Origin of the sequence: Salinibacterium sp. NG22, assembly GCF_015864925.1 — a bacterium.
GTDB lineage: Bacteria > Actinomycetota > Actinomycetes > Actinomycetales > Microbacteriaceae > Rhodoglobus.
Genome location: NZ_JADYWG010000002.1, coordinates 69203 through 90704, shown reverse-complemented (window position 1 = coordinate 90704; position 21502 = coordinate 69203). Strand labels below are relative to the sequence as shown.

22 protein-coding genes are annotated in these 21502 nt (G+C 61.2%); 15 read left to right on the top strand and 7 right to left on the bottom strand.

What is annotated here, in order from left to right; genetic code table 11:
• Window positions 1-16: 16 nt before the first annotated feature.
• Window positions 17-1513 carry an APC family permease gene (locus I6E81_RS10070; RefSeq protein ID WP_197107315.1) on the bottom strand — a complete coding sequence of 499 codons (1497 nt, stop codon included), beginning with the start codon at window positions 1511-1513 and terminating at the stop codon, window positions 17-19.
• A 142-nt stretch (window positions 1514-1655) separates the two neighbouring features.
• On the opposite strand from I6E81_RS10070, the gene I6E81_RS10065 reads away from it, so the two are divergent.
• The gene (locus I6E81_RS10065; protein WP_197107314.1) at window positions 1656-2465 is read left to right on the top strand and encodes an acetoacetate decarboxylase family protein; all 810 of its coding nucleotides are present in this window, start codon (window positions 1656-1658) and stop codon (window positions 2463-2465) included.
• 132 nt (window positions 2466-2597) lie between these two features.
• Complete coding sequence (locus tag I6E81_RS10060) at window positions 2598-3104, top strand: AAA family ATPase (protein ID WP_197107313.1); 507 nt, start codon at window positions 2598-2600, stop codon at window positions 3102-3104.
• A gap of 97 nt (window positions 3105-3201) precedes the next feature.
• On the opposite strand, the gene I6E81_RS10055 is transcribed toward I6E81_RS10060, so the two are convergent.
• Entirely contained in the window at window positions 3202-4548 is a 1347-nt protein-coding gene (locus tag I6E81_RS10055; RefSeq protein WP_197107312.1) for a glutamine synthetase family protein, read from the bottom strand.
• A 110-nt stretch (window positions 4549-4658) separates the two neighbouring features.
• On the opposite strand from I6E81_RS10055, the gene I6E81_RS10050 reads away from it, so the two are divergent.
• Window positions 4659-5366, top strand: a complete 708-nt coding sequence (locus tag I6E81_RS10050) for a type 1 glutamine amidotransferase (protein ID WP_197107311.1) — start codon at window positions 4659-4661, stop codon at window positions 5364-5366.
• Window positions 5367-5416: 50 nt separating this feature from the next.
• Here the strand turns inward: I6E81_RS10050 and I6E81_RS10045 are convergent, their stop codons facing one another.
• The 3 genes from I6E81_RS10045 to I6E81_RS10035 form a co-directional block, all read right to left on the bottom strand.
• Window positions 5417-5752, bottom strand: coding sequence for a cupin domain-containing protein (locus tag I6E81_RS10045; protein WP_197107310.1), 336 nt, complete (start codon window positions 5750-5752; stop codon window positions 5417-5419).
• 65 nt (window positions 5753-5817) lie between these two features.
• Window positions 5818-7188: an aminotransferase class V-fold PLP-dependent enzyme gene (locus I6E81_RS10040; RefSeq protein ID WP_231604127.1), complete on the bottom strand. Its 1371-nt coding sequence runs from the start codon at window positions 7186-7188 to the stop codon at window positions 5818-5820.
• A gap of 21 nt (window positions 7189-7209) precedes the next feature.
• Window positions 7210-8454: a cytochrome P450 gene (locus tag I6E81_RS10035; RefSeq protein ID WP_197107309.1), complete on the bottom strand. Its 1245-nt coding sequence runs from the start codon at window positions 8452-8454 to the stop codon at window positions 7210-7212.
• A 147-nt stretch (window positions 8455-8601) separates the two neighbouring features.
• On the opposite strand from I6E81_RS10035, the gene I6E81_RS10030 reads away from it, so the two are divergent.
• The 7 genes from I6E81_RS10030 (at window position 8602) to I6E81_RS10000 (ending at window position 14757) form a co-directional block, all read left to right on the top strand.
• Window positions 8602-9102, top strand: coding sequence for a MarR family winged helix-turn-helix transcriptional regulator (locus tag I6E81_RS10030; RefSeq protein ID WP_197107308.1), 501 nt, complete (start codon window positions 8602-8604; stop codon window positions 9100-9102).
• Window positions 9103-9222: 120 nt separating this feature from the next.
• Window positions 9223-10686 carry an aldehyde dehydrogenase gene (locus tag I6E81_RS10025; protein WP_197107307.1) on the top strand — a complete coding sequence of 488 codons (1464 nt, stop codon included), beginning with the start codon at window positions 9223-9225 and terminating at the stop codon, window positions 10684-10686.
• Window positions 10687-10688: 2 nt separating this feature from the next.
• Window positions 10689-11600, top strand: coding sequence for a catechol 1,2-dioxygenase (locus I6E81_RS10020; RefSeq protein ID WP_197107306.1), 912 nt, complete (start codon window positions 10689-10691; stop codon window positions 11598-11600).
• A complete protein-coding gene (locus tag I6E81_RS10015) occupies window positions 11593-12471 on the top strand; it encodes a fumarylacetoacetate hydrolase family protein (protein WP_197107305.1) in 879 nt (292 codons plus the stop codon). Before I6E81_RS10020 ends, I6E81_RS10015 begins: the two co-directional genes overlap by 8 nt.
• Window positions 12468-12659 (top strand): ferredoxin, encoded by a 192-nt coding sequence (locus I6E81_RS10010; RefSeq protein ID WP_009774276.1) that lies wholly within the window; start codon window positions 12468-12470, stop codon window positions 12657-12659. Before I6E81_RS10015 ends, I6E81_RS10010 begins: the two co-directional genes overlap by 4 nt.
• Window positions 12659-13885 carry an NAD(P)/FAD-dependent oxidoreductase gene (locus tag I6E81_RS14630; protein WP_197107304.1) on the top strand — a complete coding sequence of 409 codons (1227 nt, stop codon included), beginning with the start codon at window positions 12659-12661 and terminating at the stop codon, window positions 13883-13885. The genes I6E81_RS10010 and I6E81_RS14630 overlap by 1 nt, the downstream gene beginning before the upstream one ends.
• A 56-nt stretch (window positions 13886-13941) precedes the next feature.
• Window positions 13942-14757: a carbon-nitrogen hydrolase family protein gene (locus I6E81_RS10000; RefSeq protein WP_197107303.1), complete on the top strand. Its 816-nt coding sequence runs from the start codon at window positions 13942-13944 to the stop codon at window positions 14755-14757.
• On the opposite strand, the gene I6E81_RS09995 is transcribed toward I6E81_RS10000, so the two are convergent.
• Complete coding sequence (locus tag I6E81_RS09995; RefSeq protein ID WP_197107302.1) at window positions 14754-15017, bottom strand: helix-turn-helix domain-containing protein; 264 nt, start codon at window positions 15015-15017, stop codon at window positions 14754-14756. The two genes, I6E81_RS10000 and I6E81_RS09995, sit on opposite strands and share 4 nt — an antisense overlap.
• A gap of 68 nt (window positions 15018-15085) precedes the next feature.
• Here I6E81_RS09995 and map point away from each other — a divergent pair, with 68 nt between their 5' ends.
• Window positions 15086-15856, top strand: coding sequence for a type I methionyl aminopeptidase (gene map, locus I6E81_RS09990; protein ID WP_197107301.1), 771 nt, complete (start codon window positions 15086-15088; stop codon window positions 15854-15856).
• Here the strand turns inward: map and I6E81_RS09985 are convergent.
• The gene (locus tag I6E81_RS09985) at window positions 15853-17055 is read right to left on the bottom strand and encodes an aminotransferase class I/II-fold pyridoxal phosphate-dependent enzyme (protein ID WP_197107300.1); all 1203 of its coding nucleotides are present in this window, start codon (window positions 17053-17055) and stop codon (window positions 15853-15855) included. The genes map and I6E81_RS09985 overlap by 4 nt on opposite strands.
• 94 nt (window positions 17056-17149) lie before the next feature.
• Between I6E81_RS09985 and I6E81_RS09980 the strand changes: the two genes are divergently transcribed.
• The 4 genes from I6E81_RS09980 (at window position 17150) to I6E81_RS09965 (ending at window position 21499) form a co-directional block, all read left to right on the top strand.
• Complete coding sequence (locus I6E81_RS09980) at window positions 17150-17704, top strand: hypothetical protein (RefSeq protein WP_197107299.1); 555 nt, start codon at window positions 17150-17152, stop codon at window positions 17702-17704.
• 260 nt (window positions 17705-17964) lie between these two features.
• Complete coding sequence (locus I6E81_RS09975) at window positions 17965-18504, top strand: PKD domain-containing protein (RefSeq protein ID WP_231604125.1); 540 nt, start codon at window positions 17965-17967, stop codon at window positions 18502-18504.
• Between the two features lie 163 nt (window positions 18505-18667).
• Complete coding sequence (locus tag I6E81_RS09970) at window positions 18668-20341, top strand: S1C family serine protease (protein WP_197107298.1); 1674 nt, start codon at window positions 18668-18670, stop codon at window positions 20339-20341.
• A 129-nt stretch (window positions 20342-20470) separates the two neighbouring features.
• Window positions 20471-21499 (top strand): glycosyltransferase family 2 protein, encoded by a 1029-nt coding sequence (locus tag I6E81_RS09965; RefSeq protein WP_197107297.1) that lies wholly within the window; start codon window positions 20471-20473, stop codon window positions 21497-21499.
• Window positions 21500-21502: the final 3 nt, after the last annotated feature.

Here is a 21502-nt window from a genome sequence, read left to right as displayed (position 1 = left end):
CATTCGTGTGCGGGATTTAGGAAATCACATCCTGCAGCAGTTCTTCGTTGAGGTCCTTGCGAACCATCGACACGATGTAGCCGATCACAAGAGCGATGAATGGCGACAGAACGAGGAACCAGCCGAAGGCGTTGAGTCCGAATGCGGTGACGGTCGGGTCGACTCCGGCGGCAAGCGTGAGATCACCGGCGAGGAGGCCGAAGCGTGACATCAGCAGGTACTCGGCGAGAACGAGACCAATGAATGCCAGGATCGGCGCAATCATGGTGACGAAGATGTTCTCGGTGCCCTTGTTCATCAAGAAGAAGCGGATGATCGCCACGCAGACGAGCGCTTCGATGAGCACGATCGCCACCACGGCGAGGCCACTGAACCAGAAGAACATGTTGCCGACGGGATCGAGCTGGAAGGCGGCGAACAGAACGATCACCACACCGCTAATGATCGACACGATGATGGATGCGCGGCCGGGGGCTCCGCGACCGTTCACGGTTCCCACCGAACGCGCCAGCACGCCACCGCGGCCGAGCGCGAACAGGTAGCGGCTTGCGGCGTTCTGGAACGCGAGCAGTCCGGCAAACAGGCTCGAGAGCACGAGGATGCTCATGAGCGTGGCAAGCCACGGTCCGACGTATTCGCTCGCGAGAGTGAAGAGCACGGCGGCCGGGTCTTCGAGACCGGCTGAACGTTCGAGCGTCTGGTCGATCACGTTCGAGGCGCCCATACCGGTGACGAGGGCGAAAGCGGTGAACGCGAACAGCACGGTGATGAGGCCGACCGCGAGGTAGGTCGCACGGGGTACGGCGCGTTTCGGGTCCTTGCTTTCTTCGCCGTAGATGGCGGTGGCTTCGAAGCCGATGAAGGAAGCGAACGCGAACGCGAAGGCGATTCCGGCTGAGCCAGCGAGGCCGCCAGCCATGATCAGGTCAGGCGAGAACGATGCGGCCCAGTTGAGGCCCTCGGGGCCGCCATCGGCGAGGATCGCGACGGCAGCGATCACGAGAACGATGAGCTCGGCGAGCATCAGTACGCCGAGCAGCTTGGCGCCGACGTCAACGCGAGCAAGCGAGAGGCCAGTAACGACGATCCACGCGAGAAGTGTCCAGGCCCACCAGGGGAGAAGCCCAACCTGTCCGGCCATCACTCCACCAAAGAAGCCATAAATGGCGAGCTGGATGGTGAGGTAGGCGAGTACAGAAACGAAGGAGGATGCGATTCCGGCGTTGCGCCCGAGTCCGCGACCGACGTAGGCGAAGAACGCACCGGTGTTGGTGACGCGTTGGCTCATCGCGGCGTAGCCGACGCTGAACAGGAGAAGCACGATGCCGGCGAAGAGGTAAGCGCCGGGGGCTGCTGCACCGTTGCCGAGAACGATGGCGACGGGCACGGCGCCGGTCATTCCGACGAGTGGTGCGGCGGCAGCCACGACAAAGAAGACGATTCCGATTACGCCGAGTCGCCCTTTGCGCAGGGTCCGATCGGGGCTTTCCTGGGATTTTTGGTCAAGCGCCATAGTGAAACTCCTCGTTGAGTTCTAAATCAAGTCGTCCGTATCCGAACGAGTTGGGTTCAACAATGGCGAAGACAGGGTGACTTAGTCAAGGGTTTCTGGAAATTCATTCGGATACGAACTGTTTTGGGCTACACTCTGGCGCATGACCGAACTCAACGGATTTCTTCCTCCACTCACCCCTCAAGGGTCAAGTTCGCTCGTGCCGAAGATGCCCTGGTACTACTCGGGAACGCTGCTCACTGTCGAGTATCTGACCGATCCAGCCAACGTACGTGCGATCCTCCCTGACGATATTGACCTCGCCCCTGAACAGCCTGGCGCTGTTGCCATCGTGTGGGCCGACTGGCAGTCCTGCAGCACGGGCGGCCTCGAACTGCTCGACCCCGTGCGCGCTCAGTACCTCGAAGCGTTCATGGTGGTGCGGTGCTCGCACAAGGGCATCGTGTACAGCCGCTGCGTCGCCATCTGGGTCAACAAAGACTTCGCTATCGGCCGCGGCTGGTTCCAGGGCTACCCCAAGAAGCTTGGCAACATCGCCGTTACTCGCGTCTTCAACGCGGGCAAGGCCACTCCCAAGCTCGAGAACGGTGGCCAGTTCGGCGCTTCCATCGCGGCGTACGACCACCGCCTCGCTTCGGCCGTCGTCACGCTGCGTGAGCCTGCTGAAAGCAACGGCTTCGTCAACGGCCACAAAATGCTGCACAGCCGCTTCATGCCCTCCATCAGCAAGGATGCCGGCATGTCGCTCGACCAACTCATCACCATGGGCGGCACCGACGTCGAGATTGGCGAGACTTGGAAGGGCGATGCCGAGCTTCACCTCGGAGATTCGCAATGGGATGAGCTGCACTCGATCCTGCCCGTGCAAGAGATTCTCGGCGGCTACTACCGCGAGATCGGCGTCACCTTCAACGGTGGCGAGCTCGTAGAGGACCGCTCACAGGCGATCTAAGCTTCCTCACCGAAAAGATAAAGCCCCGCCGAGAACTTCGGTGGGGCTTTTCTGTTGATCGGAGGTTTCGTGATCCCGCAATCTGACTGTGAATTTCGTCGTTTTGATTCATCGGTCTGCAAAACTGTGGCCATGAGGGCTGAGCGCGCGCGGATGATACTGGTGACGGGGATGTCCGGTGTGGGCAAGTCGACCGTGTTGGCTGCGCTCAATCAGCGAGGGATCGACACTGTCGATACCGACGAAGGAAACTGGATTGAGGATGTCGATGGCGAGCCCTTGTGGAACATTCCGCGCATGGCAGCGCTACTCGGCCGGCACACTGATCGACCTCTGGTGGTGCAAGGCACGGTGGCAAATCAGGGCCAGCTCTATCACCGCTTTGATGCCGTTGTCCTGCTCACTGCGCCGCAGACCGTAATTCTTGAGAGGCTACAAAGCCGCACTTCAAGCGACTATGGCAAGTCTCCGGCCGAGCGGTTAAAAGTTGAGCAGGAAATTAGCGACGTCGAACCCTTATTGCGAGCGGGAGCGACCCACGTGATTGACGCGTCGGCCGCGTTGGGGGATGTCGTCGCGGCTGTCGAACTCATCCTCCACGGAGATGATGACGTATCGGCCGTCGATGCCAAGCACTGAATGAGATAACGCGCTGCTGGTCACGAAACGTGGGTGCCCCTGGCCGCTGACGCTTTATTAAGAGTCAACGCCAGAGGCATCCACGATCCTGTGCGGTTTAGTAGTCGGCGAAGTATTCGTCGATCTCCCACTGGCTGATGTCGCGCGTCGTCTTGTCGGCGACAGAGTCTTCGTAGCGCATCACTTCATCGCGCTTGAGCACGCTGAAGACATCAATCACAGTGCTGCCCATGGTCTCGCGCATCACCGTGTCGGCGTCGAGAGCGTCTAGGGCGGCGCTGAGAGTCATCGGCAAGATCGGTGCCGACTCGTCTTCGTAGGCCCAGCCCGCGACTGCTGCGGGTGCCGTGAGCTTGCGCTTGATGCCATCAAGGCCAGCAGCCAGAGTGGATGCGATCAGCAGATACGGGTTCGCTGCCGGGTCGCCGAGGCGCACTTCCAGTCGCGTGCCCGCGCCGCGCTCAGGCGGCACCCGCAGCATTGCGCTGCGGTTATCGTGGCCCCAGTTGGCGCGGTAGGGAGCCAGGGTGTCCGGGCCGAGGCGCTTGTAGGCGTTGACGGTGGGGTTGGAGAGTGCTGCGAGTGATCCGGCGTGGGCGAGGATTCCGCCGATCATGTGGTTGGCGGTCTCTGAGAGCCCAGCGCCGCCATCCGACATGATGTTGTTGCCGTCGCTGTCGACGACGGAGAAGTGCAAATGGAAGCCGCTGCCGCCTTCGTCGTCCCAGGGCTTGCCAACGAAAAGGGCGTGCTTGCCGGTGCGGGCGACGATGTCGCGCACGGCGGTCTTGAAGAGGAAGGTTCGGTCCGCGGCATCCAGTGCTTCGCTGTGCCAGAGGTTGATCTCGTATTGCGAGGGACTGAATTCGTGGTTGCCGGCGAAGACGCCGATGTCCATGCCATCGAGCATGCGCATGAGATTCAAGAATTGCCCACCGGGGTCAACGTGCTCGCCGGTCGTGTAGACACGGCCGGTGCGGCTGAGGCTGCGGCTCCACCCGTTGTCTTCGTCGTAGTTGGCGATGTAGAACTCAAGTTCGGGGCCGACGGTCGGGGTGAGGCCGAGGGCGGCATATTCTGCGATCACGTTCTGCAGCACCGAACGCGGTGCGACGTCGCTGGGGCTGTGGTCGGGGTTGAATGCATCGCCGATGACGAGGGCAACGCCGGGCTCCCACGGCATCATCGTGAGGGTCTCGGGGTCGATCTGGGTGAGGAGGTCGGGAAGGCCGGATGACATGATGTCGTTTCCGTCGAGCACGCCCCCGCCGGTGGTTGTTACCCACACGCCTTGGCAGAACAGCGGAGACTTCGTGCGATGCAATTGGCTGACGAGAAGATCTTTTGAGCGGGTGATTCCCAGCACATCCGGGAAAATCAGGCGCAGAACATCGATCCCTTTTGCCTGCAAGTCTGCTTGAAGTGCTGCTATGTCGAGAGTCATTCTTCCTCCGAAAAATAAATCGTTCGGCACTGAACGATTAGTGCGATACTAAGGCACACAGCGGTGTGGCTGTCCACTCATCGCCAGAAATTTACCTGAAAGGTACACAGATGAGAGCTCTCCTGGTGCAACACGATCACGTTACCGCGAGCGGCCCAGTGGGGGATCGCCTGCGGGAACGCGGCTTTGAGATCGACGAGATCATGGTCGTCACCGAGGAGAATTTCGACAACCCGAACGTTGACTTCGAATTTCCGGATGCGTCGCAGTACGACCTCGTGATCCCCATGGGAGCGCCGTGGGGTGCGTGGGATGACGCGTGCATCGGCCGCTGGTTGCAGCCAGAGCTCGAGTGGGTGCGCACCATCATCGAGGCGGACATCCCGGTGCTCGGCATTTGTTTCGGAGGCCAACTGATTGCTCGCGCTCTCGGCGGCACGGTAGCGCGCGGTCAGAAAGCCGAAATCGGCTGGACCGCCATTTATAGCGATGACACCTCGTTAGTCTCCAACGGCCCGTGGTTCCAGTTCCACTATGACCAGTGGACGATGCCCGAAGGCGCCGTCGAGATCGCCCGCAACCCCGTGGCACCTCAAGCCTTCACGTATGGCCGCAGTCTCGCCGTGCAATTTCATCCTGAGCTCAACGAAGCAATTCTTGAGGGGTGGCTCGATCAGGGCGGCATCGATGAAGTGACCGCCGATGGTCAAAACGCCGCGGTGATGCTCGCGCAGACCCGTGCGGAAGAGGCCGTCGCCGGTCAGCGCACGGCCGCACTCGTGGATGCATTCCTCGACCGCGTGGCGAAGCTCAGCTAGCCAGGGTTCGCTGGCTGGGTTCGCTCGCCAAGCTCAGCTAGCGAGCGGGCCTACTGCGCTTTCACGACCGTGAGTAAAATCACGGAGTCTTCGAGCGCATCCACGGCATGAACCTCGATGGGAATGGGGAGCAGATCGCCTGGCTTGCCCTCCCACGATTCGTCGGAGGATCGCAAAGCGATATGGCCGACGATCACCTGCAGGGTCGCCTCACCGGGGCTGGAATGCTCGGAGAGGCCTTCGCCGGCGCGCAGTGCCATCAACGTCTGTCGCAGTTTCGCGTCCCGGCCGCCACAGATCGTCAGCGCGCTTCGCCCGTTATTCGACGCGACAGCACTCGCTAATTCTGTTGCCGCCAATTCGGTCAAAGAAACAGCTGTGTTCATCTCGTCACCCCTTTCGTGCACCGGTCGGCTTCATCGCCGTGGCCTAAAACTACCCCAGGCGCACGTTATCGCAGCGTTTCAAGCGCCGCAATCACCTTGGCAACCTCGGTATCGGGGTTCACGAAGGCGAGTCGCAGCACGCTCTGACCGCGCCAGGATGTCGGCACGCACAGAATGACGCCGTCATGAGCCGCTTGCTTCGACCACGCTGAATACTGCTCGGCCGTCCAGCCCGTGCGCACAAACAGCAGCACCGAGAGCTCTGGCTCGCGCACGAGTTCGAGATAGTCGGTCGCCTCAATCGCCCGAGCGACTTCGCGGGCGGTCGTCACTGAGGCCTCGATCGCATCCCGATACTTATCGGTGCCGTGGGTAGCGAGACTGAACCAGAGGGGCAGTCCGCGCACGCGCCGTGAAAGGTGCAGTGCGAGCTCGCTGGGGTTCCACTCGTCGCGGTCGATGGCATCCAGATAGCTGGCGTGCTGGGAGTGCACGGCGCGAGCCAGCTCGGGCTCGCGATACACCAGCGCACAGCAGTCATAGGGTGCGAAGAGCCACTTGTGCGGGTCGACGATAAAGCTGTCAGCCCGTTCAACACCGTCGAAGAGGTGGCGGATGCTCGGGGCGGCGAGCCCCGCACCACCGTAGGCGCCGTCGACGTGCATCCAGACCCCGAATTCTTCGCAGACATCGGCGATGTCAGAAAGGTCGTCGACGAGGCCTTCGTTGGTGGTGCCAGCGGATGCCACAACAGCAAACACGTTCGGTGACTGTTCGAGAACGGCCCGCAGGGCTGCTCCGGTCATGTGCCCTCGTTCGTCAATGGGGACATCGACGACGTCAACGTCGAGTGCTTTCGCCGCCGACTGGATCGACGAATGCGCGTTGGTTGTGCACGCGAGTTGCCAACCCCCAGCTGGTCGACCGCCACGACGAGTCTTGGCTGTTTCTCGCGCGGTCATGAGCGCCGAAAGGTTGCCCGAGGTGCCGCCGGAAACGAAAGTGCCGCCAGCGGTCTCTGGCCAACCGAGCAGCCCGATGATCCACTGCAGGGCTTGGTTTTCGGCGAAGATCGCGCCAGCACCCGACTCCCAGAGGCCACCAAAAATGTTGGCAGAACTGGTGACGAGGTCAAACGCAACCGCCGCGCGAGTCGGTGCGGCCGCAATGTAGGCGAGGTTCAACGGGTCATCCTGAGCACGAGTTGCCGGCTCAAGAATCTCGTCAAAAATACGCAGTGCCTCTGCGCCGCCAATGCCTTCGGGGCGGATCGCTTCGCCAACCTCTGCCGCCAAATCGGCCGCGGGCCGAGCAGTTGACAGGGGGTCGGTTTTGCGGACCATTCTTTTGGCGGTCCAGTCGAGGGCGAGCTGCACTACTTCAGTCTCGTCGCCCCATACTGCGTGGGGTCTGCCTTGTGGCCGAACTTCGCTCATGCAACTACCTCGCTCATGTGCCTACTTTGCTAATTCAACGCGTACCGGGAGTCGCTTGATTCCGTTGACGAAATTGCTGCGCAGACGGTCAGGTTCACTGAGCTTCGTCATTCCGGAGATCCGGGGCAACAGGTTCTCGAACATGATACGGATCTCTAGGCGTGCCAGAGAGTTTCCGAGACACATGTGCGGGCCGCCACGACCGAACGCCATATGTTCGTTGGGGTTGCGGGTGACATCCATCTTGTAGGGGTTTTCGAAGACTTCGGGGTCGCGGTTGCCTGCAGCAAACCAGGTGACGACCTTCTGTCCCTCCTTGATGGCTTGGCCGTTGATCTCGGTGTCCTTCGTCGCGGTGCGACGGAAGTGGTAGACCGGGCTCGCCATACGCAAGAACTCTTCGACCGCCCACGGGATGAGCTCAGGTTTTTCTTGCAACAGCTCAAGCTGGTCAGGGTTGTCCATGAGGTAGTTCATGGAGTGAGTAATGGTGTGACGCGTGGTTTCGTTTCCCGCAACAACGAGCAGCAAGAAATAGCTGTTGAAGTCACGCTCGCTGAGCTCTACGCCGTCCATCGGCGTCTGGTTGACGAGGCGCGATACGAGGTCGGTGCCGTCTTTGCCGCGACGTTGATTGGCGAGGTCATTGCCGTACTCGAACACCTCGCGGGCAGCGGGGGAGCGGAACGGTAACAGGCGGAACTCTTCGCTCTCGGCGGAGCTGGCCAGAACATCAGCGTGTTCCGGATCGTCGTTTCCGATCATCCGGTTGCCCCAGTCAATGAGCTTGTAGATGTCGGTGTCGGGCACGTCAAGCATTTTGGCGAGCACGCGGATGGGGAAGTCGGCCGCGACCTGGTCGACGAATTCGAATTCCTTGTTGGCGAACGCTGCATCGAGAGTGCTGGCGGTGAGACCACGGAGGAAGGTCTCGTAGCCGGCGACAGCCCGAGGGGTGAACTCGCCCTGCATGAGACGGCGAAGTGCGCGATGACGAACGCCGTCGGTCTCGAGCATCGACTTGCGAGCCTCAATTTGGTCAGCGTCGAGTTCTTCGAGATTGACGGTGCCGCGTTCGCTGGAGAACGTCTCGGTGTCTCGCAACACCGAAACGATGTCGTGGTAGCGGGTGAGCGACCAGAAGCCGTGGTTGGGCGCTGGTTCTTCTGACCAGTGCACGGGTGCGTCAGCGCGAAGCTTGTCGAACACGTTCCAGGGTGTGCCGTTCTCGAACAGATCTAGGTCTGCCAGGGTGACGTTCGCCATTGAAGTCAACTCAATCCTCCGTGGGTTGTTTGGATACAAACAATATGCCACACCGGCACGATTCTGTGAGCGATGAGCGCAAAAACTTTCTGAACGCCGGGGGTTGGATAGAGTAACCGGAGCTAAACGCGAGCGAGGGGACCCTCCGTGGCCGGACCACACACACTGACTGAGACTGAACGCCAAGTGCAGGCGAAGGTCGGCGGCTTGCCGCTCGACTACTCCGCTATGGCTGTTGCCTCGAACCTCTTTCGCGCCGCAAACGCCGTGCGCAATCACTTTGAGCGCACAGTGCTTTCGGAGCACAACCTCTCGTGGACGGCCTTTGTTGTGCTGTGGGTTACTTGGATTTGGGAGCCGATCGAGACTCGCCAGATTGCTCTCGAAGGTGGATTCTCCAAGGCCACGCTCACGGGGGTTCTCACAACCCTTGAGCGCCGCGGCTGGCTCATTCGTGAACGGAGTGCGAGCGACGGCCGCCTCGTTGTGGTGAACCTCACCGACCGCGGTCGCGAGCTCATGGTCGAGCTCTTTCCTGCCTTCAATCTTCAAGAACAGGCTGTCACTGGCCCGGTTGATCCCAGCAAGCGCGAAGAGCTGGCCGAGATGCTGCGCGTGATAACTGCTGGCGTGGAGCCCAAAAACTAGTCAGCCCAGAATTTTTGGTGGTCGGTTCCCCCTAATGCTTGTTTGGGGTCGAATCACTCGCTAAGGTAAGTCATTAGCATCCGAATGACTTAACGGCGAGCGATTCGAGACGGGAACACTATGACCAACGTTCAAGTAGCAGGAGTGACCGTCGATACGCGGCACTTCATCAACGGAGAGCGCGTCGCCTCCGCCGACACCTTCACCAATGTGTCACCGATCGATGCCAGCGCCCTCGGAGAAATCTCCCGCGGAGGCCAACGCGAAGTCGACATGGCTGTCGCCGCAGCCCGTGCAGCATTCCCCGGATGGGCTGCCACCAGCCCGAAAGACCGTGCAGCAATCATGCACAAGATCGCCGACCTCGTCGAAGAGCGCATCAGCGACCTCGCCAACGTCGAAACGATGGACAACGGCGCGCTCCTGCGCAGCCACCTACGCGGTGTCATGCCGCGAGTGGCCCACAACTTCCGTTTCTTCGCTGACTACCTCGTGAACGACCTCGGGCATCCCGACTTCGAAACTCGTGGTCACAACAACCACGTCTCGTGGGATCCCTCGGGAGTCGCCGCTCTCATCACGCCGTGGAACGCGCCGCTCATGCTCGCCACCTGGAAGATCGCTCCGGCGCTCGCCGCGGGCGACACGGTAGTGCTGAAGCCGGCCGAGTGGACGCCGCTCACGGCATCGCTCTTCGCCGACATCACCGCTGAAGCGGGTCTTCCCGCTGGAGTCTTCAACGTCGTACAGGGGTATGGAAAAGAGGCGGGTGCCTCGCTCGTGGAACACCCCGACCTCAGCCGCATCTCATTCACCGGTTCAGTGCCGACCGCAAAGTCCATCGCTCGCGCCGCAGCGGACAACCTCACTCCGTGCAGCTTTGAGCTCGGTGGCAAGAGCCCGTGCATCGTCATGGAAGACGCCGACCTCGAGCTCGCAGCAACCCTTGCCGTTGAACAGTACGACAACGCTGGCCAGGTGTGCCTCTCTGGCACGCGCATCCTCGTTCACGAAAATATCGCGGATGACTTTGCTGCAGCATTCCAAACGAAGGTCGAGTCCCTGCGTCAGGGCGACCCTCGCGACATCGAGACCGACATCGGGCCACAGGTTCACCGCGTGCACTTCGAGCGCATCAAGGGATTCGTCGATCGCGCCAAGGAAGGCGGCGCAGACATCCTCTTCGGTGGTGGGCCGAACGCTGAACTCGGCGGTCTCTACTTCACGCCAACGCTCGTCAAGAACCCTGCGCTCGGAAGCGAGATCGTCACGCAGGAGGTCTTCGGGCCGGTACTGACAATGCAGACATTCACGACCGACGAAGAACTCGTCGCGATGGCCAACGGAACCGAATTCGGGCTCGCCGCCATCCTCGTTGCGGGCAATCGTGAGCACGCTGATGTCATCGCCAAGCAGCTGGTTGCCGGCACGATCTGGGTCAACTGCTTCTTTGTGCGCGACTTGCGCGCACCGTTCGGTGGCTCCAAGAAGTCGGGTGTTGGTCGCGAGGGCGGCACCTGGTCATTTGATTTCTACGCAGATGTAAAGAACACGGTGGTTTCACCGAACGGATGGAAGGAATAGTCATGGGAGAAGTTGTTGGCGCTGGGCTGATCGCCCACGTACCTACGATCATGTTGCCCCAAGAGATCCGCATGGAACTCAATGAGGGCAAAGATTCAACGCTCGTTGAAGGCCTCGAACGACTCCGCAAGGACTACTTCGAGAATGACGATTACGACACTGTTGTCGTGCTCGACAGCCACTGGGCGACCACGGTTGAATTCGTCGTTACGGCGCACGAGCGTCGCCACGGCAAGTTCACGTCGGAGGAGCTTCCTCGTGGAATGAGCGGTGTGCCGTACGACTTCATCGGCGACCCCGAGCTCGCGAAGCTCATGGGGGAGCAGGCTGAGAAGAACGGCACGTGGATCACTCCGATCGACGACGAGTACCTGCCGATCATGTACGCCACGATCAACCTGTGGGAGTACCTCGGCAAGGGCTTGCCCGATAAGAAGTGGGTGAGCGTCTCTATTTGTCAGACCGCCACCGATGAAGACTTCTTGCGCGCGGGGCGTGCGATTGGTGAAGCGATTGCCAAGAGCGACCGCCGCGTGATCCTGCTCGCCTCCGGTGCCCTCTCGCACACGTTCTACAAGCTGCGCGATCTGCGTAAGCACGAGATGGCAGACCCGGCCCACATTTTCTCGGATGCTGCCCGCGAGGCAGACTACGAACGTCTCGACTGGTTCAAGGCTGGCGACCACGCGCAGGTGTTGGAAACCATGCCCGCGTTCCAGAAGGTTCGCCCCGAGGCCATGTTTGGTCATTGGCTCATGACGGCGGGTGCCATCGGTGAAGAAGCCTGCACCGCTCCCGGCGTAATGTACAGCGACTACGAAAACTCCATCGGTACCGGTCAGGTTCACGTGTGGTTCCCGAAGCCAGAAGGTGGCTTCCCAGCAGCAAAGGATGTGGTTCTCTCTCGTGACTGAACTCCGCAGAATACTTCTTGATGGATACCCGACGCAGGTAACGCGTCACGGTGACGTTCTCGTCTCCGGCGATGGCCGCGAGGTGGGAGTTGACGAGGCGATCCATTTGCCTCCAACCGAGCCGAGCAAGATCATTGCCGTGCACTTGAACTACGCAAGCCGCACCGAAGAATTCATGACCAAGCTGCCCGCTGCACCGACCTACTTTCAGAAGCCGGTCACCGCACTCAACACCCACAAGGGTGATGTTGTGCGCCCCGAAGGCTGCAAGTGGTTGAACTTTGAGGGTGAGATTGTCATCGTCATCGGTCGCACGTGCCGCAACGTGTCACCCGAGCAAGCCAGCGATTACATTGCCGGATACTCGATCGGCAACGACTACGGTCTGCACGATTTCCGAGACACGGATGCCGGTTCCATGCTTCGGGTGAAGGGCAGCGACACTCTCGCTCCCGTTGGCCCCGGCCTCGTCACGGACTGGGATTTCCGCGGCAAGCAGTTGCGCACCATCGTGAACGGTGAGGTCAAGCAAGACGACAACACCGACAACATGGAGTGGGACATGAACTACCTCGTGGCCGACATCGCACGCACGATCACGTTGAGCCCCGGTGACATGCTGTTCTCGGGAACGCCCGCGTTCTCGCGTCCGGTTCAGCCTGGCGACGTTGTTGAGGTCGAAGTCGAAGGTCTGGGCAAGCTCACGAACCGCATCGTTACGGGCCCGACTGCCATCCGCACCGACGTGGGGGCACAACCCACCGAGAGTGAAGAGGTAATGTCGACAGCAATGGGTGGCGACTGGGAGTTCCGAGGCATTCGAACTCCGTCGAAAGATCTCTACCCGTCGAAAGTTGAGGAAAAGCGATGATCAAAATCGAAGTCGACATGAACCAGTGCCAGCACTACGGCCAGTGTGTGTTCGAGGCACCCGACAACTTCAAGCTCAACGACGACGACAAGCTCGAGTACGTGGCTGAAGCGCCCGACTCGGAGCGCGACAACATTGAAGCCGCTGTTGATGTGTGCCCGATGCAGGCCATTCGAATCGTCGAATAGTGACTGTGGCTAACCCCGCCGCACCGGTCGTTATTGTCGGTGCGGCGATGGGTGGGCTGCGCGCGGCGGAGTCTCTTCGCCGTTCGGGCTACACCGGTGCTATCCGCGTGGTTGGCGAAGAACTTCACGCCCCCTATAACCGTCCGCCTCTCTCCAAAGAGGTCTTGGCCACTGACGTGACCCATGAGGCTGTGGCGTTTCCGTCGCGTGCAGAGATGGGCGATGTTGAGTGGATGCTCGGGGTGCGGGCGACTGCGGTCGATCTCGATGCGCGCACTCTCACTACAGACGATGGGTCTGTGCAGGAGTGGCGTGCTCTGGTTATTGCGACGGGCCTGCGCGCTCGCCGCTTGGATTTTGCTCCGATCGCCGGCCGTCACGTTGTTCGTTCGCTGGATGACGCGATGGCTCTACGTGCGGAACTCACGCCCGGTGCCCGCGTCGTCGTTGTCGGCTCGGGTTTCTTGGGTTGCGAACTGAGCGCCACCGCTCGCAAGTTGGGCTGCGCGGTCACCATTGTGACGCCGAGTGCTGAGCCCATGATGCGTCCTTTGGGTGACCTCGTCGCGAAGGAAATGCGTCGTCGTCTTGCCGACGAGGGCGTAGAGATTTTCTCTGGCGTGACTGTTGCGGCGATCAACGGCGAGGCTGCGGTCGAGTCTGTTGAGCTGAGCGATGGCCGCGTTGTTGAGGCCGATGTCGTGATCGAGTCTGTCGGTTCGCACTGCAACATCGAGTGGCTTGAGGGAACAAACCTCGACGTCTCGGATGGGGTGCTCGCCGACAACGCGATGCGCGCTGTCACCACCGATGGTGTCGCGCTCGATGATGTCTACGTGGTGGGCGATATTGCTCGCTTCCCGAACCCCATGTTCGATGACGTTGCCCGTCGAATCGAGCACTGGAACATCCCGACCGACACCGGCAAACGTGCGGGCGCCGTGCTCGCAGCGCACCTCGCCGACGACGGATCGTTCGCCGATGTAGTGGCGAAGCCTTTCGCTCCGATGCCGTCGTTCTGGTCGAACCAATTCGAGATCAAACTGCAGGCCTACGGTCTGTTGGGCTTGGTGTCGGATGACGACATCCGAGTGCTTGAGGGAGACCTCACCGACCAGGCTGCCGTTGGTTACTATCGCGACGGCCGTCTCGTAGGCGTGCTCGGAATTGGCATGAAGGCCGCACTGCTTCCGTATCGCAAGCAGATTGCGGAGGGCGGCGCGTAGTCGCTTTCTCCGACGGTTCCCTGCTAGCTGTCCCGGCGGGGTCGTAGGCTGGGCTTATGACTCCCGCTTCGACTATCGCCGTTGCCCAGTTCGTTCCCGGCCACGATCGCGATGAGAACATCGCGCAGATCACCGAGCTCGCTGAGCGTGCCGTCGAACGTGGCGCGAGTTTTGTGATCTTTCCGGAGTACTCGTCGTACTTCACCGCAACGATGGGCGAGGACTGGGTCACCGCCGCCGAGCCTCTCGATGGTCCTTTCGTGCAGACGTTGACCTCGCTCGCGCAGCGGTTGCGGATTCATGTCGCTGCGGGCATGTTGCAGTCGAGCGACGAAGAAAACCGCTTCTGGAACACCCTCGTCGCGATTGCGCCGACAGGCTCCATCGTCGCGACCTACAGCAAGCAGCACCTCTACGACGCCTTCGGGCAGCGCGAATCCGACTGGGTCATCCCCGGGTCGATTGCCGCGCCGCAGACCTTCGCCTGGGAGGGCTTCACGGTCGGTTTGCAGACTTGCTACGACATCCGTTTTCCGGAGGTGTCACGCCGTTTGGTGGATGCCGGAGCCAACCTCATCGTCGTGCCCGCCGAGTGGGTGCGCGGTCCGCTCAAGGAATACCACTGGCGCACGCTGCTCACGGCGCGGGCGATCGAGAACACCGTCTTTGTCGCCGCTGCCGATCACGCCCCGCCGATTGGCGTCGGCAACAGCATGGTCGTCGACCCCATGGGTGTTGAGCTTGTGACGATCGGTGAGCGCACGGATGTCGCTGTCGCCCACATTGAGCACGCTCGCCTCGACGAGGTGCGGGCGACCAACCCGGCGCTATCGTTGCGTCGCTATGGAGTGCACCCGCTCGAGGAGCGTTAGGCCGAGCGCCGCTGTTCCGGCTCCCGAACTTCGGCCCAGACCTCATCCAGAGAAAGACCGATAGCATCGGCGACCGCCGCGATGGTAGGGAACGCCGGAGTAGCGATGCGACCCGTCTCGATCTTGCGAAGGGTCTCGGGCGAGATGCCCGCGGCAAGAGCGGTGTCGAGGATCGACCGTGTGCCGCGGCCGCGCCGCAGCGCCATGCCGAGGCGTTTTCCGCGGTCGACTTCAGAGGGGGAGAGCGGCAATCGGACCATGCGTCGATTCTATACCGGGATAATATGGCCGGTATAGTTATTCGAAATGTTCTGGTGTGGAGGCGTCAATGATCGAAATTCTTAGCCCAGGAGAGTTGCTTCGTGCACGGGAGACCGGGGCTCTGGTCGCCCACATTTTGCAGACGTTGAAAGGCCGAGCGAAGGTCGGCACTAACCTGCTCGAGATTGACCGTTGGGCGCAGTCGATGATCGTGGCCGCGGGTGCCACCTCCTGCTACGTCGACTATGCGCCTTCGTTCGGTCGCGGCGCATTCGGTCACTACATTTGCACGGCGGTGAATGACGCGGTGCTTCATGGCCTACCGCACGACTACTCGCTCGCCGAGGGCGACCTTCTTACTCTCGACCTCGCGGTGATTCTCGACGGCGTCGCAGCAGATTCGGCGATCAGTTTTGTTGTGGGGGAGTCGCAGCCGGCAGAGAGCCTCGCGCTGATCGACGTCACGCAGCGGGCGCTCGCTGAGGGCATTACGGCGGCGCGACCCGGCAACCGGATTGGCGACATTTCACATGCGATCGGTACCGTGCTCAGCGAGGCGGGGTATCCCATCAATATGGAGTTTGGCGGTCACGGTATTGGCTCCACAATGCACCAGGACCCTCACGTGGCCAACGACGGGCGGCCAGGGCGCGGGTACCCACTTCGCGCGGGGATGCTGCTGGCTTTGGAGCCGTGGGTGATGGCTGATACTGCTGAGCTGGTGACGGATGCCGATGGCTGGACTTTGCGCAGCGTGACCGGTTGCCGCACCGCCCACAGCGAGCACACGATTGCCATTACCGATGATGGCGCGGAGATTCTTACGCTGGTGCGTTAGTGACGCAGCTTCATCCCTGAGAGCTGAGCTGCAGCCCGCTCGAGCACGTCTGGCTTTTTGCAGTAGGCGAAGCGGATGAGCGTGTTGTAGTCGCCGTGGTTCGCGGGGTGCACGAACGCGGTGACAGGGATTCCGACGACTCCGGCGAGCTCGGGCAGCTGGCGGCAGAATTCTGCAGCGTCCGTCACTCCGAGGGGTGCGGCATCCGCAATGATGAAGTAGCCGGCTTGGGGTGTGCTCACGTCGAAGCCTGCGTTGCGGAGACCAGCGCCCAGGGTGTCGCGTTTGCGGGCGAGGCCGCTGGCGAGTTCGTCGAAGTAGCTGTCGGGGAGGCCAAGGCCTGCGGCGATGCCGTGCTGGAGTGGTGCACCGTTGACATAGGTGAGGTATTGCTTCACCGCCATGATGGCCTGCAGGATGGGCTGGGGTGCGGTGATCCACCCGATTTTCCAGCCCGTGGTGTTGAACGTTTTGCCGCCACTCGAGATGCTGATCGTGCGGTCGAACGCACCGGGCAGGCTAGCGACGGGGATGTGTTCGAAGCCGAAGGTGATGTGTTCGTACACTTCGTCGGTGACGATAAGAGCGTCATATTTGTGGGCGAGCTCCACGATCAGTTCGAGGGTTTCGCGGTCGAGCACAGCACCGGTGGGGTTGTGTGGGCTGTTCAGGATAATGAGACGAGTGCGCCCGCTGAAGGCGGCGCGGATGTCGTCGTGGTTGGGCTGAAAGTCGGGGGAGCGCAGCGGCACCGTCACGTGGGTGGCGCGCGCGTAGTTGATCATGGCGCCGTAGGCGTCGTAGAACGGTTCGAGGGTGATGACCTCGTCGCCTTCGTTGGTGAGTGCAAGGATCGTGGCGGCTAGCGCCTCGGTGGCACCCGCTGTCGCGAGAACTTCGGTGTCGGGGTCGAGTTCGATTCCGTAGAAACGTTCTTGGTGTTCGGCGATCGCGTTGCGCAGCACCGGGAAACCGTTGCCTGGTGGGTACTGGTTGGCACCGTCACTGATTGCTTTGCGGGCGGCATCCAACACTTCGGCTGGTCCGTCTTCGTCAGGAAAACCTTGACCCAAGTTGATGGCGCCGCTGGTAACGGCAAGGGCCGACATTTCGGCAAAAATTGTTTGGCTCAGCTGCCCGTCGGCGCCGAGCAGCATGGCGCCATTGGCGGCGCGTTCCCAAGATCCGGTGACTGTCATTGTTCCGCAAGCCTAACCACTTGCGGTGCTGGATGCGGCGTCTGGCTGTGGAAAGTTGACTGCCCGGATCGTGGGGGATGCCTAGCGTCGTTGTATGCGGCTACCGAACCTCGTACGTGTATCGGGCGGCGTGCTCCTCTTAGTGCTGCTGAGTGGATGCGTGCCCTCCGATACGACACCTCCACCCGAGCAGACGGCCTCCTTCGTTGCGCCCTACGCGTCAGACGAAGAGGCGCTCGCGGCGGCAGAGGAGGCGTATGCGGAGTACGTGAGAGTTTCTGGCGAGATCTTGGAACAAGGCGGTGCTGACCCTGAGCGGCTGGAAACAGTTGTGACGGGCGACTTTCTCGCCTCATCGATAGAAGGTCTCCGTGAGTTTGAAGAAGCAGGAAAACGTCAGACCGGCGAGTCAAAAGTCGGCAATGCTGAGCTGCAGCGCTACTCGCCATCAGGCGGCTCGCGCGAGATCATCACTATCTACGTTTGCCGCAACATCTCAGGGGTTGATGTTCTCGATAGCTCAGGTCAATCCGTTGTTTCACCGGAGCGCGACGACTCGTCGATTATGCAGGTCACTTTCGATTACGTTGAAGATCGAGCAGCTCTGATGGTTTCAGACCAGCTGCTTTGGAGCAGCCGGGAATGTTGAAGCCAGCCGCGCTCGTCCTAGTTCTTACAGTTGGAGCGTGTCTGGGCGCGGGTTCGACCACCTCTGCGTTCGCGGCGACAGCTGATCGATGCAGCGAACAGGACTATGCCGAAGGCCTCTGCGCTACGGCAGGTGTGGTCGGCGGCGGGGTAGAAATCGGAGCTACAGCCGAAGTCCACGGAAATTCTGGCACCTCATCTGAGAATTTTCAGTCTCCAACGGATGGTGCAGCGGAGGAGGCAGAAGACGAGAGCTGGTGCGTGATTCCTCGTGTTCCATGCCTTGCTCCTGAACCTGCTGAAGTCGCAGCTTCTGGCCCCGTCACTATCTCCGCCATCGCCACCTTCCGCCCGCAACCTCCCGCCGCAGGCATGCAACCTAACCAGTGGATGATCGTCGGCCTCGACACCAACTTCTACGCCAACGCGTCCGCCCACGTCGTAGACGGCACCCTCTTCGGTGGCACCGCCCAAGTCAGATTCACGCCCACCTCCTACAACTGGGACTACGGCGACGGCAGTACTGCCAGCACTAGCAACCCCGGCAAAACCTGGGCCAAATACCGGATCGCCGAATTCGATCCGACACCCACCAGTCACGTGTTTGAGGAGCCTGGCAACTACACGATCAGTCTCGCCGTCACCTATGCCGCTGAATACCGTGTCGCCGGCAGCAGTTGGCAGAACGTCGTCGGCACCCTCACCATCGTCGCGCCGCCCCTCACCGCGACCGCCGGGCACGCCACCACAGTGCTCGTCGACCAAGACTGCATCGCCAACCCCACCGGAATCGGCTGCTAATCCTCTCGACCACAAACCGAACACAGAACAAAAACCCCGCGAAACCGGGCTGCCAGCTCGGTGTCTAGGTCAACTCCTTTCAACCGCGCAGCCCACCCACAGCAGACCTAAATAGAATGCACAGGTTAGCGATGGAAGCTTGCATCGCTGAAAGGAGCACACCATGACTCAGGTCCCCGAAGAACCCACCCCCGAAGAAACACCCGAAGGTGCAACACCCGAAGATGTAACACCCGAAGAGAACAGCACCCCAACCAGCACCCCCGAAACAGCACCCCAGGTTTCAGCGACTCCCGTCGCAGCCAACACTGCGGAAACTCCCGCAGCAGGCAATACCGCGGAAACACCCGCCGGCGTCGACAGCGCGCCCACACAGACTTCCTCCACCGAAGCCGCACCCAGTGCCGCCCCGGTGGAAGCCCCGCCCGCTGCAGGTACAGCGATTGCCGCGAACGCTGCGACTCCAAGCGCACCTGCTGAGCTCGTCACAGCTTCGGCCGCCACAGCCCCCGCTGCACCCACCGTGCAGACGGACTCAGCCTCTGCTGAAGCAGGGGCACACCCCGGCGCAAGCTTCGGCCCGGCTGCAGTTCCAGCAGCAGCTGCCGATCCTGCCGCACCCAAGAAAAAGCCCCGCATGACACTTGGCCTCGTGGCCGGATTTGCCATCGTCGCGCTCCTGGGCGGTGCATCCGGTGCAGGCGTCACGCTCTGGGCGCTCGGAAACCAAGCGACGTCAGCTGTCAGCGGCACCGCGAGCCCCGCATCCATCACCGTCAACGACCCGGGGAACGCAACTCTCGTCACCTCGGTGGTCGCTAAGGCTGCTCCCGCGATCGTCACCATCAATGTGACGGGCCAGAACGCAGGCGGAAGCGGATCCGGCGTGATCATTAGTGAAGACGGCAACGTCATCACCAACGCTCACGTAGTTACCCTCGATGGTGAAGTCGCAGACCCCGCCGTCACCGTCACCACCAGCGACGGACGCTTGCTTTCCGCGACCGTCATCGGCTTCGACGCCATCTCCGATATCGCCGTCATTCACATTGATGACGCCAGCGACATGCCCTTCATCAGCATTGCCGACTCCAGTGAGCTCAACGTAGGAGACAGCACCGTCGCGATCGGTGCGCCCCTGGGACTCTCGGGAACCGTCACGAGCGGAATTGTGAGCGCGCTCAACCGCAGCATCACGATCGCTTCATCGGCGCTATCCGAAGACCCCGAGGCAAGCACTGAAGCCCCCGACGACAGCGGCGATCAAGACCTCTGGAACTTCGACCTCTTCGGCGAAAACGGCCAGGAAAACGGACAAAACTCGTCTGCTCAGGCCTCAGTAGCCCTCGCCGTGATCCAGACGGATGCCGCGATCAACCCCGGCAACTCCGGCGGCGCCCTGCTGAACTCCGACGGTGAACTCATCGGAATCAACGTCGCCATCGCCTCCTCCGGTGGAACCGCAGGCAGCATCGGTGTTGGCTTCGCGATCCCCTCGAACGTTGCCAGCCGTGTCGCCAACGAGATCCTCGAAAGCGGAACGGCCACCCACGGTCTCCTCGGAGCCGCAGTCGCCGATGTGACTGACGACCCCATCCAGAGCGATGCAGAAGTAGTCGGTGCCAGCATCGTCGACATCGTCGCCGGTGGAGCAGCTGAGGATGCCGGACTCAAGGTAGGCGACATCGTCACCGGATTCGATGGACTCCCCATCACCAACAAGACAGACCTCACCGCTCAGGTGCGTGCTCAATCGGCAGGCGAAACCACGCCTCTCACCTACGTGCGTGACGGCAAGGGATACACCGTCGACGTCACTCTCGGTGCTCTCCAGTAACACCGAATGACCACGTGTGCGGCGTGTGCGGGCCCTAAGCCTGCGCACGCCGCATACGTGTGTAACCGCTGCAATTCGCGCCCTACGCGATAAGCTCGACCGACAACCCGGCCCGACGTATTGGAACCCATGGCAAAGAAGGCTCAAGCCCTCACTGGTGTGTCGTACGTGATGCCCGTACTCAACGAAGTTGAACACATTGAGGCAGCCGTCGACAGCCTCACAGCACAAGACTATGAGGGTCCCTTCGAGATCGTGCTCGCGCTGGGTCCGAGCATCGATGGCACCAATGCCGTCATCGACGAAATGGCACGGGTTGATCCGCGCATCCGCCACATCACCAACGAACTTGGTTCCACTCCCGGCGGGCTCAACGCTGCTATCCGCGCTTCCACGTATCCGATCGTGGTTCGTGTCGATGCGCACTCCGTGTTGCCGGCCAACTACACCCGAGTCGCGGTTGACACTCTTGAACGCACCGGTGCCGACAACGTTGGCGGCATCATGAAAGCTCAAGGCCGCACGCCTTTCGAACGGGCTGTCGCTCACGCCTACGGGTCGCCTGAAGGTCTCGGTGGCACCCAGCATCACACGGGCGGCAAAGAGGGCCCAGCCGATACCGCTTACCTTGGCGTCTTCCAGCGTGCACGTCTCGTCGAGGTCGGACTCTTTGACGAAGACATTAAGCGCGGCCAAGACTGGGAGCTGAACCGCCGTTTGCGCGCTACCGGCGGCACCGTCTGGTTCACGCCCGAACTTGAAGTCGTCTACCGGCCGCGGTCCAACCTGCGCACCCTTATTCGACAGTTCGTTGCCACCGGCATTTGGCGCGGTGAGCTGGCTCGCCGCTTTGGAACGGCAAATTCGCTGCGCTATTTCGTGCCACCGTTGGCTGTTGTCGGCACCGTAGTCGGGCTCATTCTCGGAATTGTTGCGAGCAGCACCGGCACCGGCTGGCTGGCCGTCGCCTACGCTGCGCCCGCGATCTACGCACTCTTCGTCATTGCTGCGGCTGCTGTTGCCGCGGCGAAAGACGGGCTACGATCAGGTCTTTGGTATCTGATCGTGCTTCCCTGTATCCACTTTGGCTGGGGCAGCGGGTTCATTCTCGGATTCCTGAAACTCACCAAGAACATCACAGCGCATACGGGAAGGTAATAC

Excerpts from the sequence above, each read along its gene's own strand:
- I6E81_RS10055 (WP_197107312.1), bottom strand. The coding sequence starts at position 4,548 with ATGACTCTCGACATAGCAGCACTTCAAGCAGACTTGCAGGCAAAAGGG.
- I6E81_RS10020 (WP_197107306.1), top strand. The coding sequence starts at position 10,689 with ATGGGAGAAGTTGTTGGCGCTGGGCTGATCGCCCACGTACCTACGATC.
- I6E81_RS09985 (WP_197107300.1), bottom strand. The coding sequence starts at position 17,055 with ATGACAGTCACCGGATCTTGGGAACGCGCCGCCAATGGCGCCATGCTG.
- I6E81_RS10070 (WP_197107315.1), bottom strand. The coding sequence starts at position 1,513 with ATGGCGCTTGACCAAAAATCCCAGGAAAGCCCCGATCGGACCCTGCGC.
- I6E81_RS09995 (WP_197107302.1), bottom strand. The coding sequence starts at position 15,017 with ATGGTCCGATTGCCGCTCTCCCCCTCTGAAGTCGACCGCGGAAAACGC.
- I6E81_RS09965 (WP_197107297.1), top strand. The coding sequence starts at position 20,471 with ATGGCAAAGAAGGCTCAAGCCCTCACTGGTGTGTCGTACGTGATGCCC.
- I6E81_RS10050 (WP_197107311.1), top strand. The coding sequence starts at position 4,659 with ATGAGAGCTCTCCTGGTGCAACACGATCACGTTACCGCGAGCGGCCCA.
- I6E81_RS10000 (WP_197107303.1), top strand. The coding sequence starts at position 13,942 with ATGACTCCCGCTTCGACTATCGCCGTTGCCCAGTTCGTTCCCGGCCAC.
- I6E81_RS10060 (WP_197107313.1), top strand. The coding sequence starts at position 2,598 with ATGAGGGCTGAGCGCGCGCGGATGATACTGGTGACGGGGATGTCCGGT.
- map (WP_197107301.1), top strand. The coding sequence starts at position 15,086 with ATGATCGAAATTCTTAGCCCAGGAGAGTTGCTTCGTGCACGGGAGACC.
- I6E81_RS10045 (WP_197107310.1), bottom strand. The coding sequence starts at position 5,752 with ATGAACACAGCTGTTTCTTTGACCGAATTGGCGGCAACAGAATTAGCG.
- I6E81_RS10040 (WP_231604127.1), bottom strand. The coding sequence starts at position 7,188 with ATGAGCGAAGTTCGGCCACAAGGCAGACCCCACGCAGTATGGGGCGAC.
- I6E81_RS10010 (WP_009774276.1), top strand. The coding sequence starts at position 12,468 with ATGATCAAAATCGAAGTCGACATGAACCAGTGCCAGCACTACGGCCAG.
- I6E81_RS09980 (WP_197107299.1), top strand. The coding sequence starts at position 17,150 with ATGCGGCTACCGAACCTCGTACGTGTATCGGGCGGCGTGCTCCTCTTA.
- I6E81_RS10025 (WP_197107307.1), top strand. The coding sequence starts at position 9,223 with ATGACCAACGTTCAAGTAGCAGGAGTGACCGTCGATACGCGGCACTTC.
- I6E81_RS10035 (WP_197107309.1), bottom strand. The coding sequence starts at position 8,454 with ATGGCGAACGTCACCCTGGCAGACCTAGATCTGTTCGAGAACGGCACA.
- I6E81_RS09970 (WP_197107298.1), top strand. The coding sequence starts at position 18,668 with ATGACTCAGGTCCCCGAAGAACCCACCCCCGAAGAAACACCCGAAGGT.
- I6E81_RS10065 (WP_197107314.1), top strand. The coding sequence starts at position 1,656 with ATGACCGAACTCAACGGATTTCTTCCTCCACTCACCCCTCAAGGGTCA.